This is a genomic window from Streptococcus sp. ALY_208 (genome assembly GCF_058314295.1).
Map to the genome: position 1 here is coordinate 113703 of NZ_JBZFUI010000004.1, position 13513 is coordinate 127215.

Consider the following 13513-nt stretch of genomic DNA (forward strand, 5'->3'; position numbering starts at 1 on the left):
ATTGGAAATGTTTACGAATGGATTGAAAATGCTGCATCTCTTTAGCGTCAACTATTTTAACTCAACCAAGAGCTTAAGAACTTTTTTCTGGCTACGCATGGTGATAACAGTTGTTTTTGGGACAGGTATCTTATTTAGTTATGCTTATAGTTACTTTTACCTAGCTGCTCTTTATGGTCTTTCTTACCTCACATTAGCTTTTTCTCCCTATCTATTTATGGGAATGATTTTCATCCTGATTTTACTAGCAACGGGTCGCAGAAATGCTATTAAGCTATTTTTGGCCTTCATGTTTTTGCCCATCACTCTAACGAACGAGTTTGGTCTGAACAGTCTGCTGTTCATCTTGATTTTATTATTTGTTGGCTTTTTGGAAAGAAAACATCGCCAGAGTATAGCACGAAAAGTGGGACTCTTTACGAAAACATTTGCCCCAGAAAAGCAATATCAGCAAAGGTATAATAATCGACATAAGTACAAAGAGTATGAAGCCATCTTTATGGACTTAGATAGGATCAACATTGATGATTTTAAGGTGATAAAAGAAGAGCTACATACAATTCGTCATCGTCAATCAGGATTATCAGACTCAAAGAGAACCTTGTTCTTTAAAATTAAAGGGATCCCAGGATATACAATAGTTAATGATTATTTTGAGACTACTCCAAGTCGAGGTATCTTAAAGTTTTTAAATCATACAAAATAGCAAAGGGGACTGCAATGGTAAATTATTTTGACGAAGAAAATCCTGTAGAAGGACAAGATGATCTAATATTAGCGAGTTCGGATAATTATCGTTATGAGGATGATGATTATGATGGACACCTAGACTATATTGCAGATCTGGAAAATCAGGAGGAGCTAGAAGGAGAAGATAACCAGAAACGCTCGATACGACAACGATTTTTGACTGTCGTCGATGATACCCAACGTGGCTACAGAGATGCTAGAGACAGCTATACGGAGATGTTTGGTGATGACAATGATGACTTGTATGACCGCCAGCAGCAGAGAAATGACTATTTTCTAAGGAAACGCTTATTTCCTGCAGTATTTTTCCTAACTGGTATCGGGGTTATCTGGTATTTATTAGAGATTCTTCTCAACTAAAAAAGGAGAGTTATGAACAGGTATCTTAAAGCTCATGCTAAAAAAGCCTTGTGGCTCAAACTACTTCCAATTTTGGTCGCTATTTTATTAGCGATATTATCAATTGCACTGGTCACGACCTTTTTTGTCGGAGTTGCAGGAGGAGGGGCTTCTATCTCGGCAATTTGTGGTACTGATGACGGCGATGGTGACACGAATAGCAATGGTAGTACAGGAGATGCTACGGTATCTGAAAATGTTTCTATTGAAGAATTTGTGAAAAAGCATGAGGAAGCTTATATCAAATCTTGGGGGGCAGGAGGATTTTTACCGTCAGCTTCTATAGCACAAACCTATATTGAATACGGTTTTAATTTTAGTAATCCTAATGGCACCTCGTTTTGGCAGGGTCATAATATGGGAGGAGTAAAATGGTCGACCAAGGCTGATTTTCCCAAAACCATGGAATACTACGGTGATGACGCTGTTAGTGACAGAGGACCAGGGATCACAGTTGGTGATAATACAGGTGGTAGTTATGCTTACTTTAAATCCTACGATGCTGGTATCGTAGGGAAGGCTGAGTTTATGCACAATCAAACCCTCTATGCTGGAGCTGTCAATAATACCGATGGCTTATCTACTCTTAAAGCGATTGCAGATGGAGGATGGGCGACAGATCCGAACTACTATAATTCCTTGAAATCTGCTTACGAAATGATTGGACAAAAATATAAGTGGTTGGATAAAAAAGCCATTGACAAGTATGGTGAAAAACCTGCTAAAGCAGCCAGTAAACAATCGGATAAATCTTCAGATGATAATGAAGATGAGGAAGACAGTGAGGAGCCCAAAAAATCTGACTTACCCGATGTTGATTATAAGAGCTGGGAGTTAGTTGTTGTCAATCGAGACAATAAAAAAGATGAGATGAATCCGAAGGTTTCGCAAGTCGGAAATATTGAAGTCGATTCCCGCATTAAAGACGCGACCGAGCAGTTGCTTAAAAAAGCTCAAGAAATTAATCCTAAATTCCATTTGATTTCAGGCTATCGTAGCGTGGCGAAGCAAGAAGAACTCTACAATGGTTACGTTGACAAGGAAATGAAAGACCGTGGGATTTCTAAAGAAGAAGCTGAGAAAGTTGTCCAAGAGTATTCTCAGCCTCCTAGGGCTTCTGAACACCAGACAGGCTTAGCCATCGATATTTCTACTGTCGATTCCCTTAATCAAATGAGTAAAGAAGATGATCAAGCCTTAGAAAAGGCTGCTGCGGAACTCGGTTTTATTAGACGGTTTAAAGATGACTATAAATCTAGTACTGGCGTTGGATCGGAAGACTGGCATTATCGCTACGTCGGTAAAGAAAGTGCCCAATATCTCTACAAAAAGAAAAACAAATCACTGGAAGACTACGTCAAAGAATTAGAAGACTATGAAAATGGAGATGGGGGATCCAGCTCTAGTGATTGTGGTGATGGAGGTGAAGACTCTGATGAAGATGGCGGAGATGCAGCTGATGGTACTGGTAAAGTACCAGGGGATGCAACAGCTTGGGGCTATAAACCTGATGATTTGCCATCGAGTTTGAAGCAGTATGCTCACGATCCAAAAGATGCTGGCTTACAATATGGAGGACCAGGAGGATGGCTTGAACACTCTGGTCAATGTGTTGACTTGACAGAATCGCTTGGTAATGTCATCTGGGGACACGATGGTATTACATCGGGGAATGGAATTGATCAAGTTGCTTCTTGGGCACCTTTCTTTGGGAATTCAGAAAAGAAAACACCAAAAGAAGGCGCTATCTTTTCTTGTGGACCAGCACCATATGGTCATACTGGTATTGTCAGTCACGTGTTTGAAAATGGGGATCTCTTGGTTATTGAGCAAAATACACCTTTATCTGGTGCCGATCATTTTGGAAAATCCGATACTTGGAATTATCGTATTATACGTAAAGAGGAACAAAAAGAAAAAGGCTTTACCTTTGCTTATCCTGACAACAAAAAACCACAATGGAAGAAAAAATAAAGAAAGGTGTTAGTATGAAAAGAAACTCTCCAACAACTTATACAGCCATCATTATGGTATTAGTCATTATGATTTTGGGTGTATTAGCTTGGAATAAAGTTCATAACAATAAAAACCATCAAGCAGGGTCCGCCTACTCCCGAAATCAGCAAAATGGAGGGGGATCAGATTCTCTTAGCGAGAATGAAAAAAACTATTATAAGGCTAAGTCTACCCTTGAAAAAAACAATATACGAGTTCATGATGATAAGACAATCAAAAAAGTAAAATCATCAGTAAGAATTGCACAAAAAGCAGCAGATACTAAACATATAGCAGACTTTAAGGGAACGATCAAAAATCGACTGTTTATGACAGAACCAGCTATGGCTCAGACTTTTGCTATTATTTGTCATACCAATAAATATCGTATGGTCGCTATCGAAGTTTATAAAAGTAAGTCTAGTGATGTCTTACAATATATTATTAAGATGTCTAACCAAAAAGATGCTAATTGCTATGTTGTTGGTAACTATAATATCGATGCGGACTCTCTGCAAATAACATCTTACCATGGTGGAAATGTTGGGGCTACCTATGGCTAGTGTGCATCTTTAATGATTCCCCCTCCCTCCTTAGAAATATATTTATACAAAAAGGAAATAGTCGGATATGTGTATTCTTGTCTTTATCTTATATAGACGATTGGCTAAGCAAAAAGCATTTTGGATGCGTCATCCGAGATCTAAATATATTATAAAAGGTTGGTTTTACCTAGTAGGTAGTATGCTTATCTGGAATGTTGAGAGGAGGTTTTGGTTTAGTATTTTGTCGCACGTAACAGATTTTTCATCAGGAAATGGGAGAATAACGACTATCATAGATAGGTTGTGCCAAAGTGATATGGCCTTAGAGCAATTATTTATTGTATTGGCCATGATAAAAATGCTAAAATGGCATATACTTGAGGAGACTTCGCAGCAACCAAAATAGCTAAATCAGAGCGAAAGTAGGTGCAAGCATTGTAAACATTAGGTATCTAACTTTATTAAAAAGAGAAAATCATGTAAGACTTGAGAAGTCAGCATAAGCATATAAATCCAGACAGTTATTGTATTAAACAGATAATTGCAATTTAAATGCATACTATTTGCTCACCTAGATAAAGGAAAAATCAATAACTGTATTATGCTGTTAAATTTAGTGCCATACAAAAGAGGCTGGACTTTGGTCCGGCCTCTTTATAGGGAAGTCAATTGTTTTAGTTCCAAAAAGCAGTAAAAAATATAAAACTAATACTAGCGATGAGAGGAATAAGAACTAAAGAAAGTATAGGGAACACCTTCTTCTTAACACCGTAACCAGCTATCCCTAGTAAAATAATAGTGAGTATGAGTAATCCCCACAATAATATAACCTCTTCTTTCATATATTCTCCTCACACTTATAACGACCTAAACTTTTCAGATAGTAACACTGAAATAGTGTAATGTCAAGAAAAAAACAATGGATTAAATTTAAGATAGAAATTGGACAAATACCTTAACTTAAGCTATAAAAAGATATTACCAGAATTAAATGAAATATCTTGAATTTATTCATTAAAAAATATTTGACACATTGTCAAGTCAAGTGCAACAAGTTCGTGGATAGACTAGGATCCCATTGATTAGGCTGTTTGGGCTAGCCCAAACAGAAATTTTGCTGTTTTGTAATGATGAAGTCGTCTAGGTCTCTCGTTGATAGCTGAGATATAACGAGCCAGCTCTTCATCAGTTATTGGGTTGAGCGACTGTCCTTTTGGGAGAAATTCTCTCAGTAGACCATTGAAATGCTCATTTGATCCTCTTTCATGGGAAGAATAAGGATGAGCGAAATAAATGTCAACACCTTCTAAGTCAGCTAATAGACTAAACTCAGAGCCGTTATCTGATGTGATAGAAGTAATTGGGTACTCACATAATAGTTCTTTGACAGCTTCATTGATCGTTTCAGCTTGTTTGTTAGGTAGCTTACACGCCAAGGCAAAGCGGGTTTGACGTTCAACTAAGGTCATGACAACAGCTTCTCCCTTAGTTTTGTTACCGAGAACCAGATCAATCTCCCAGTGTCCAAATTCAGAGCGGTTGTTAATCGTTTCTGGACGCTCCTCGATGGATTTTCCAAGAGTCTTCTTATTGACCGTGGATTTAGATTTAGAACGCTTTCTAATGCTCACCATCTTTGGCAAATCGATTGGCTTGATAGCAATAAGACCAGCTCCAATATAGCGATAGACTGTCTTCGTTGAAGGAATGGTCTCTGTTGGATGCTTCTCTTTGTAGTCGTGAACAAATGTATCTACACTATGACAACGAACAGTTGCTTTAACAGCTTTTTCTAGTTCATCAAAAAAATGTGGTGAACACTTATCTAACTTCAGGTAGGTACTATTTTTACGATTTTCTTCGTAGACACGGTGAGCGCTATCAGCGAAATAGGATTGATAATAAGTTCGTTTACCATTCTTATCTTGGACTTGTGTTACTGTACCACGCTTAATCTCACGAGTAATTGTCGAGCGATGTCTCCCTAATAGATGTGCAATTTCAACAAGCTTTTTACCCATTTTCAAATAAGCACTAATTTCACCTCGCTCAGAGGCTGATAAATGAGAATAACGCGACTTTTTGGTAGAATAATTAGTGGACATGTTCATCTGCTTTCTATACTGAGTTGGAGGATTCTAGTATATCAGACGAACATGTCTTTTGTGTTGCACTTCATTTTACAACGCGGGTTAAAAAATATTTACAAATGCTACAAATAATGTTACCCTGTTTCTGGTTGATGATTCTTAAGGATAACTTAATATATAGGATAGATATCTCCCACAATTGGCATATCATCAAGATTCCCCGAAAAATGGGGAGTTCTAGTCGTGAGTGCTCCTTTGATGTATCGTCAATCTGAAGTCTTCCTTTTAAATAATACTGGGATAAAGAATTGATTAATAAACAATTTTTTTGAGTTAAACCATAGTATTTCCACAAACGAGTGAAAATATTAGGTCATTTAAAGGGAAGAAAATGTTTCAGCTAAAAAAGTAATGGAACAACATAAATTCTAATAAAAGAAAAGAAATTTTGGATTGCCTAGAAGGAAAAAGAAATATGTCTCAAGATAACATTAAAGTGATCAGCTTAGAAAGTATAGAAAACTCTCTAAATGTTTACAAGAAGTCAACAAATGATGACATGGTTGTATCTATCATCGATGAAATGGTAGCTGGGGTAAGTCTACATAATATCTGTATTCAGTTTGATTTGAAACCCTATTATGCCAAAAGACAGATCAGATCACTACTAAAGAGAGATGGCTTCTTACAGGAAGAGATTGAAGATATTTTTCTACTAGCAAATCGCATTTTATACTTTGATTTTCTGATAGTAGAAGAGGGATTGACTACCAAGGGATTTAATCAAAAGGTTGAAACTATTTTGGGACACTATTCTTATCTCCAATATCAAAATCTACTCAAAGAACCAGCTGAATTCTTTTCTGAATACGCTCATGATATTTCTCTGTTGAAGCAATTTTTCTCAGATGAGATCCAGCAGCTATCTTTATCGGAAATCGAACAAAAGATTGATATCACCATTCCTCGTAGCTCTAGTCTTATTAGAAGTTGTTTATCCAGTACAGACGTACGCTATAGTAATGGTAAGTATATGATGAAAGTTGATGAAAAAGAACAGCAAGTTAGATTCACTGCAGACTAATGTATGAGTTAATGGCGCCGATAATTAGATAACAATTAGTAACTAGCTATAAAATCATTTCCTCACTTGCCTACCTAACCATGCGGTGAGTAACCATCAGAGCTGCTGAACATAAATATGGTATAATAAAAACAATCTAGTCGAAAAAAGTGTAAAATTTATAATGAATAGATAGACTGGAATAGATTGAAAATCATGAAAAAGAAGATGGACCGATCAGTTAGGAGGTAGAAGGAAGATAGGGAACATGAAAAACAAAGAAAAAGGCATGCTTGTTTTGCATGATAGTCATCTGGCTAAAGAACTTGGTGTAGAGATTCACGAAGTTGATGGCCGAAAGTTTGCAATGATCGAGCCTGAACGATTAAAGCAATTGCGTCCAGAACTTTATCATAGGATGATGAAAAATCGTGTGGAGATCAACAAAGAAGAATGAGTTGCGTTTATCAATTTTACACCCCTTCAAGGGGTGTTTTTCTATATTTGTAAGCTATTGATTAATCATAACTTTTGTTCTATCATCAACAAAAATAGACGAAGCTGGAAAATGTTGATCCAACCTCATCTATTACAATGGATTATGATTTTTTTATAGGAAATTTTTTAATAAAGATCACTGCAGCACTTAGCGCAGATACAATAGCGGCGTATACTGTGAGAGGCGTTTTTGCTTCACCTGTTTTAGGTAAAGTATTTGCCTTATTATTTGATGAGTTAGCTTTATCTGACGGTGCAGAGTGATTTTTAGATGATTTTTCCGCATCACCAGAATCTTGTTTATCTGACGATTTAGAATTCTTTGGATCAGATGAATCTTTCCCACTTTGGTTAGGGACATCTGTACCACTGCTTGGAGCTTCTTTTTCATCAGATGATGAGGAATCTGACTCTGATTTTCCCTTGTCTGCTGAGCCATCAGATCCTTTTTGTGAGGAGGAATCATCAGAATCACCTGCTTGTGATCCAGATTCAGATCCTTGATCTGGAGTATCGGTACCGTCGGAAGGTACCGAATTATCAGATGGTGGCTGAGTTTCTTCTGATGAAGAACTATCATTAGAGTCAGATTCTTCAGATGATGGCTGGGTCTCCTCAGATGGATCACTAGAATCAGGTGCTTCGGATGACGGTACACTATCGTCAGAATTAGGCTGCTCGGCTTCGGATGATGGATTAGAATCAGATTCTGACTGATCAGAATTGCCATCATCGGGTTGATTTTCTTGCGGAGCTTCTTGGTTATTATCGGGTGTTTCTGTGTCGCTATCAGGTACACCTACTTGATCGTCAGCTGATGCAGTAGCTGTTACCAGAGAGTTAATAGATTTGATAAAATGTTTAGGAAGTCGAACAGAAGGTGCAGACAATGTTTCTGCACTAGCCGGGGTAGATGTGGCGAGTGCTAATCCCAAGATACTAGCGGATAATAAGAGACTCGATTTACGAGTGAAAAATGATTTTGACATACTGTAAATATCCTTTCTTTATGATAACTACTTTAGTATAGCTTAAAATACGAGTAGAACTCTTTATTATAAAAAGTTCTACTTCATTGAGGACGTTATCTAACTAAAACTTGTTTTCTTAGATATTATTTAATAAACTAGAGTTAATGGCACTAGCTTGCTGACGAGTTACATTAGAATAGTGAACCGGATGCTTATTATTGGTCTTTGATGCCTTAATTTTTAGGAGTGTGATATGACACGAAGTTATAAGAGTTATTTACTTGTATTTATTATAATGCTGCTATTTTTGTTGATTGGTAGCATCTATTCGTTAAATATTAATGGGCGGATCTTATGGCATCCTTCGGTAATGATCAGTTTATTCTCAATTATATTATTAATAGTTCTTAGTATATATGCACTAAAAGCAAGGGTCTCTTATCGCTATCTTTTATTATTGGCATCTTGTGTGATTTCCTTCTATCTATGTGCTACCCTTTTGACAACACGAATATCTCATTATAGAACTGTACAGACGAATATACTCTTGAATTCTGATCGGTTACTTTTTAGGGATGACACCGCAATGAAACTATTATCTAAGAATTCCAAGGGAAAAAAGATCTTATTTTTTTATAGATATGGGTGTAAACGTTGTAAAGTGGCCGTACCTTATCTGTTAGAGCACATTTCTTCAGAGGACAAAGAAAGTATCTATTTTATCGATATCAGTAGCAAGCGAGGGAAAAAATTAGCTCAGTATTATAACGTAAATTCCGCTGCTACAGTAGTTGTATCCGACCAAGACGAATACAAGGAGTACTCCTTAACAAGTATTAAAAAAGGCAAAGCTGTTATTGATTTTGAAACTATATCTCGAGTTATTGATATAGTGACCTCTCATTAAATTATTTTTTATTATAAAAAATAATCTGAAGGTATTTTGATAATATTAGTGGTGTAGTGATATTGTTGAGGAACGCAAGCTAATGATAGAGTAAATCATTTGCAATAGCTTACCCTGCAATTTTGACTACAGATAAATGTAATCCCTTCTTTGGATTATTTTCTATCTATTCATTTAGATGATACTTGTTTTGTAACAGGTATCATCTTTTGTTTTCTAGGCTCGATAGATTAACAGTAGTGTTTATTGTTGGATAACTTAACCACTTTACAGTCATAATTTTATTTGTTTGATACAGAAAAATACTCTTCTGACTTGAATCTCAGCTAGTAGAAGCCTATAATATTATTAATAATGAAGGTATCTTAGGCAGAGAATATCTATTGTACTAGTAAGATTAGTTGCTTTCTGACTGAAATAATTAATTGTAAAACGAGGTAGTTATGCGTAAAAAAGAAAATGATAAAGCTGATTATGATAAAGATTATGAGAGAATTTTTGACTATTTCTTTATAGGAATTGGCTTGGCTGCTATAGTGACCTTGTTCATTGGTGGCTTGACCCGATATCTTACGTGGACGGTTGTTTTTAAGGTTGTTCTTACAGGACTTATAATAGTAAGTGCGATGCTACTAGCCTCTCATAAGCCATCTTTAAAAGAGCATGTCCTATTTGAAGACCAAGATTTCTTATCATGAAGTCTTTAGCAGTTGATAATTTTCCTTTCTCATAAGATCTATGGAAAGAATGAGTGGATTAGTTTTGAACCTCCAGTCCCATCTCAAGATTGATAGCATCCTTAAATTATTTTCTGAGAGCAGATCTCTCCTTTAACTCTGGGAAGATCTGCTTTTTAATTCCCTCAATCGTTGATGTTCTCCTTATACTTTAATAAGTGAAAAAATTCACATTATCTATTGACAGTAGCTCAGAAATATAATATACTAACATCGTGAAAAAATTCACAATTACAAAACGATAAACGGCTACAGTATTTCTTCTATAGAAATGATCTGATAGATAACCGCTTAAAATGGAGGAGTTTCCTATGGCAAAGGACACAAAGGTAGAGACTATGACGGCTGAGGAAGAAGCACAAGTTTATACAGCTGGCTTGGTTGACAAAGCCCTAGAAGCAGAAAAAATTTTCGCCAATTATACCCAAAAAAAAGTTGACCAGATTGTTGCAGCTATGGCTCTGGCGGGTTCTGAGCGCTCGCTTGAGTTGGCCAAAGAGGCTGTCGCTGAGACCAAGCGTGGTATTGTAGAAGACAAGGACATCAAGAATCACTTTGCGACGGAAAATATCTATGAGCTCATCAAAAATGAAAAGACGGTTGGTATCATTGATGAGGATAAGGTCAAAGGTCAGGTTAAAATCGCAGCTCCTCTAGGTGTGATTGCGGGTATCGTCCCAACGACAAATCCAACCTCGACGACCATGTTTAAGATCTTGGTAGCTCTAAAGACCCGCAATGCCATCGTCTTTGCCTTTCATCCAGGTGCTCAACAGTGCTCGAGTCATGCCGCTAGGATTCTCTATGATGCTGCGATCAAGGCAGGTGCGCCAGAGAATATTATCCAATGGATCGAGACTCCCTCAATCGCTAATACCAAGGCCTTGATTACCAATTCTCATATCGCTTCTATCCTTGCGACAGGTGGGCCTGGTATGGTTAATGCCGCCCTTCGCTCTGGTAACCCCTCTATGGGAGTTGGGGCTGGTAACGGTGCGGTTTATGTGGATGCGACCGCACATTTGGATCGGGCTGTTGAAGACTTGCTCATGTCTAAGCGCTTTGACAATGGTATGATCTGTGCAACAGAAAATTCTGCTGTCGTAGAAGCAGCTATTTATGACGACTGGCTCAAGAAGATGCAAGAGAAAGGAGCCTACCTAGTCCCTAAAAAGGATTACAAAAAGCTAGAAGAAACTGTCTTTAATGACAAAGGCGGGGTCAACGGCCCTGTTGCAGGTATGTCAGCCCGCTGGATCTGTGAGCGAGCAGGCCTTGACTTGCCAGAAGGTAAGGATGTCCTCTTATTTGAGCTAGAGGCAAAAAATATCGGAGAAAAACTCTCTTCAGAAAAACTCTCTCCACTCTTGTCTGTTTATAAGGCTAAGGATCGTGAAGATGGGATTGCTATTGTAGAGGCGCTCCTTGAGCATGAAGGTGCAGGTCACAATGCGGCTATTCAGATTGGATCGCAAGCCGATCCCTTCGTTGCTGAGTATGGGGACCGTGTCAAAGCCTCTCGTATCCTTGTCAACCAACCGGATTCTATCGGTGGTATCGGTGACATCTACACTGATGCGCTCAAGGCCAGCTTAACACTTGGAACAGGATCATGGGGGAAAAATTCATTGTCACACAATCTATCAACTGGCGACCTCCTCAATGTCAAAACGGTGGCTAAGCGTCGTAATCGTCCACAATGGGTGCGCCTACCAGAAAAAACTTACTACGAAAAAAATGCAATTTCTTACTTACAAGATGACTATGAACCAATGAGTCGGGCCCTGATTGTGGCAGACCCTGGAATGGTTCAGTTTGGCTTTGTCGATACCGTTCTCGCTCAGCTAGCTCTGCGTGATGAAAAAGTGATGACTGCCGTTTATGGAACAATCAAGCCTGATCCAACTCTTGGACAAACCATCGAGATTGCCAAGCAAATGCGTGATTTCAAGCCTGATACTGTTATTGCAATCGGTGGTGGATCTGCCATTGACGCCTCCAAAATTGCCCGCCTCATTTACGAAGTTTCACTGGATCGAGACAGTGCTTGGCTGGATTCCTATGATGAAGTTAGTGATTTCTTCTTAGAATTGCAACAAAAATTTATCGATATCCGCAAAAGAATCGTCAAGTTTAAACATCAAAGACAGACCCGCCTCTTTTGTATCCCAACAACGTCTGGTACAGGTGCTGAAGTGACTCCTTTTGCCGTTATTACTGACGACCTGACCCATGTGAAATACCCTCTGGCCGACTATGAGCTGGTACCACAAGTGGCTATCGTTGATCCTGAGTTTGTCATGACTGTTCCTAAACGCACAGCGGCTCTCTCTGGATTAGATGCCCTGTCCCATGCCCTAGAGTCTTATGTCTCAGTCATGGCATCTGACTTCACCCGTCCATGGTCTCTAGAAGCTATCAAATTGATCATGGAAAATTTAGAGGACGCCTATCGTTATGATCCTGCCCATCCAACGCTTCGTGGTGAGCAAGCCAAAGAAAATATGCACTACGCATCGACCATAGCTGGGATGGCCTTTGGAAATGCCTTCCTTGGGATCAATCATTCCCTGGCTCACAAGACAGGTGGTGAGTTTGGGCTTCCGCACGGCTTAGCGATCGCTATCGCCATGCAGCACGTCATCCGCTTTAATGGCGTCGCCGGTAATGTGAAGCGTTCTGTTTACCCACGCTATGAGCAATACCGTGCGCAAAAAGATTATGCTGATATTGCTCGTGCTTTGGGACTCAAAGGCCAATCAGATGCTGACCTGGTTGAGGCCCTCTGCCAACGCATTGATGAGCTTATGAAGGCCGTAGATGTCGATCCTCGTCTCTCTGCTAATGGAGTGAGTCAAAAAGACTTCGATGCGGCGCTTGACCGTCTAGCTAGTCTAGCCTACGATGATCAATGCACCCCTGCCAACCCTCGCCAGCCCTATATCTCAGATATGAGGCAGCTCCTTATTGATCAGTTTTAAGCGTTGAAAAGTAGAGCTTAGACAAATATAGCGCACTCCTATCATTAAGGGGTGCGTTTTGCTCCACGATCATCCACTTATTTCAGTGACCCAAAATTCCCTGTAGTAGGAGTCGTCGACTCTATCAGGGACTCTCTAGGAGCTCTATGCTATAATAATGCTATGTCATTATTCAATCTTATTTTTGGTTTAATCCTGCTCATGCCTGTACTGGGCTGTCTCTTTATCGGGTTAGCCCTGCGTTTGCCCCACCGCCAGACGAGATGGCTTTTACTAATGGGCCTACTCATATTTGTCCTGTCTTTTGTGGCACTGCAGCTAAAGGTAGATGCTATTTTCTATGGCTTTTTCTTACTAGGTCCTACCTTATTTGGTATTGGTCTACCTGGAAACCCTAGTAGGGGGCACCGCATTCAGGCGGGGCTGTCAGGCCTAGGACTTTTGCTCGTTTTCTGGCTTTTTCTCTATCTCTTTGCCCAGATTTTAAACCATGTCTAATTCCAGCCATTAGTCAAATGATAATCCCAAGTGCTTACCTAGAGCGCTTGGGATTTTTGCTAGCTAGACTTTCTGAGGC

Annotated in this window: 13 protein-coding genes; 10 read left to right on the forward strand and 3 right to left on the reverse strand. The window is 38.9% G+C overall.

What is annotated here, in order from left to right:
• Nucleotides 1-7 precede the first annotated feature (7 nt).
• The 4 genes from AC4HAI_RS05160 to AC4HAI_RS05175 are packed head-to-tail and all read left to right on the forward strand — an operon-like array spanning nucleotide 8 to nucleotide 3707.
• Nucleotides 8-706 carry a hypothetical protein gene (locus AC4HAI_RS05160; RefSeq protein ID WP_491110711.1) on the forward strand — a complete coding sequence of 233 codons (699 nt, stop codon included), beginning with the start codon at nucleotides 8-10 and terminating at the stop codon, nucleotides 704-706.
• A gap of 14 nt (nucleotides 707-720) precedes the next feature.
• On the forward strand, nucleotides 721-1110 hold the full coding sequence (locus AC4HAI_RS05165; RefSeq protein ID WP_491110712.1) for a hypothetical protein: 390 nt from the start codon (nucleotides 721-723) through the stop codon (nucleotides 1108-1110).
• Nucleotides 1111-1122: 12 nt separating this feature from the next.
• Nucleotides 1123-3123 (forward strand): D-alanyl-D-alanine carboxypeptidase family protein, encoded by a 2001-nt coding sequence (locus AC4HAI_RS05170; RefSeq protein ID WP_491110713.1) that lies wholly within the window; start codon nucleotides 1123-1125, stop codon nucleotides 3121-3123.
• A gap of 14 nt (nucleotides 3124-3137) precedes the next feature.
• Nucleotides 3138-3707: a hypothetical protein gene (locus AC4HAI_RS05175; protein ID WP_491078488.1), complete on the forward strand. Its 570-nt coding sequence runs from the start codon at nucleotides 3138-3140 to the stop codon at nucleotides 3705-3707.
• Between the two features lie 656 nt (nucleotides 3708-4363).
• Here AC4HAI_RS05175 and AC4HAI_RS05180 read toward each other — a convergent pair.
• Together AC4HAI_RS05180 and AC4HAI_RS05185 are read right to left on the reverse strand one after the other, a co-directional pair.
• Complete coding sequence (locus AC4HAI_RS05180; protein ID WP_491078487.1) at nucleotides 4364-4531, reverse strand: hypothetical protein; 168 nt, start codon at nucleotides 4529-4531, stop codon at nucleotides 4364-4366.
• Between the two features lie 240 nt (nucleotides 4532-4771).
• Nucleotides 4772-5794, reverse strand: a complete 1023-nt coding sequence (locus tag AC4HAI_RS05185; RefSeq protein ID WP_491079755.1) for an IS30 family transposase — start codon at nucleotides 5792-5794, stop codon at nucleotides 4772-4774.
• Nucleotides 5795-6254: 460 nt separating this feature from the next.
• Here AC4HAI_RS05185 and AC4HAI_RS05190 point away from each other — a divergent pair, with 460 nt between their 5' ends.
• Nucleotides 6255-6863: a hypothetical protein gene (locus AC4HAI_RS05190; RefSeq protein ID WP_491110714.1), complete on the forward strand. Its 609-nt coding sequence runs from the start codon at nucleotides 6255-6257 to the stop codon at nucleotides 6861-6863.
• Between the two features lie 247 nt (nucleotides 6864-7110).
• The gene (locus AC4HAI_RS05195; protein WP_491079372.1) at nucleotides 7111-7299 is read left to right on the forward strand and encodes a hypothetical protein; all 189 of its coding nucleotides are present in this window, start codon (nucleotides 7111-7113) and stop codon (nucleotides 7297-7299) included.
• Between the two features lie 142 nt (nucleotides 7300-7441).
• Here AC4HAI_RS05195 and AC4HAI_RS05200 read toward each other — a convergent pair whose 3' ends face one another.
• Entirely contained in the window at nucleotides 7442-8329 is an 888-nt protein-coding gene (locus AC4HAI_RS05200) for an LPXTG cell wall anchor domain-containing protein (RefSeq protein WP_491110715.1), read from the reverse strand.
• Nucleotides 8330-8897: 568 nt separating this feature from the next.
• Here AC4HAI_RS05200 and AC4HAI_RS05205 point away from each other — a divergent pair.
• The 4 genes from AC4HAI_RS05205 (at nucleotide 8898) to AC4HAI_RS05220 (ending at nucleotide 13434) form a co-directional block, all read left to right on the forward strand.
• Complete coding sequence (locus tag AC4HAI_RS05205) at nucleotides 8898-9218, forward strand: hypothetical protein (RefSeq protein ID WP_491110716.1); 321 nt, start codon at nucleotides 8898-8900, stop codon at nucleotides 9216-9218.
• 443 nt (nucleotides 9219-9661) lie between these two features.
• Complete coding sequence (locus tag AC4HAI_RS05210) at nucleotides 9662-9916, forward strand: hypothetical protein (RefSeq protein ID WP_491110717.1); 255 nt, start codon at nucleotides 9662-9664, stop codon at nucleotides 9914-9916.
• A 350-nt stretch (nucleotides 9917-10266) separates the two neighbouring features.
• Nucleotides 10267-12936 carry a bifunctional acetaldehyde-CoA/alcohol dehydrogenase gene (gene adhE / locus AC4HAI_RS05215; protein WP_491110719.1) on the forward strand — a complete coding sequence of 890 codons (2670 nt, stop codon included), beginning with the start codon at nucleotides 10267-10269 and terminating at the stop codon, nucleotides 12934-12936.
• Between the two features lie 162 nt (nucleotides 12937-13098).
• Nucleotides 13099-13434 carry a hypothetical protein gene (locus tag AC4HAI_RS05220; RefSeq protein WP_491079367.1) on the forward strand — a complete coding sequence of 112 codons (336 nt, stop codon included), beginning with the start codon at nucleotides 13099-13101 and terminating at the stop codon, nucleotides 13432-13434.
• Nucleotides 13435-13513 lie beyond the last annotated feature (79 nt).

Bases quoted from the DNA above. Each gene is read 5' to 3' on its own strand.
- AC4HAI_RS05205 (WP_491110716.1), top strand. From the start codon at position 8,898: ATGAAACTATTATCTAAGAATTCCAAGGGAAAAAAGATCTTATTTTTT.
- AC4HAI_RS05185 (WP_491079755.1), bottom strand. From the start codon at position 5,794: ATGTCCACTAATTATTCTACCAAAAAGTCGCGTTATTCTCATTTATCA.
- AC4HAI_RS05200 (WP_491110715.1), bottom strand. From the start codon at position 8,329: ATGTCAAAATCATTTTTCACTCGTAAATCGAGTCTCTTATTATCCGCT.
- AC4HAI_RS05220 (WP_491079367.1), top strand. From the start codon at position 13,099: ATGTCATTATTCAATCTTATTTTTGGTTTAATCCTGCTCATGCCTGTA.
- AC4HAI_RS05190 (WP_491110714.1), top strand. From the start codon at position 6,255: ATGTCTCAAGATAACATTAAAGTGATCAGCTTAGAAAGTATAGAAAAC.
- AC4HAI_RS05165 (WP_491110712.1), top strand. From the start codon at position 721: ATGGTAAATTATTTTGACGAAGAAAATCCTGTAGAAGGACAAGATGAT.
- AC4HAI_RS05175 (WP_491078488.1), top strand. From the start codon at position 3,138: ATGAAAAGAAACTCTCCAACAACTTATACAGCCATCATTATGGTATTA.
- AC4HAI_RS05160 (WP_491110711.1), top strand. From the start codon at position 8: ATGTTTACGAATGGATTGAAAATGCTGCATCTCTTTAGCGTCAACTAT.
- AC4HAI_RS05170 (WP_491110713.1), top strand. From the start codon at position 1,123: ATGAACAGGTATCTTAAAGCTCATGCTAAAAAAGCCTTGTGGCTCAAA.
- adhE (WP_491110719.1), top strand. From the start codon at position 10,267: ATGGCAAAGGACACAAAGGTAGAGACTATGACGGCTGAGGAAGAAGCA.
- AC4HAI_RS05210 (WP_491110717.1), top strand. From the start codon at position 9,662: ATGCGTAAAAAAGAAAATGATAAAGCTGATTATGATAAAGATTATGAG.
- AC4HAI_RS05195 (WP_491079372.1), top strand. From the start codon at position 7,111: ATGAAAAACAAAGAAAAAGGCATGCTTGTTTTGCATGATAGTCATCTG.
- AC4HAI_RS05180 (WP_491078487.1), bottom strand. From the start codon at position 4,531: ATGAAAGAAGAGGTTATATTATTGTGGGGATTACTCATACTCACTATT.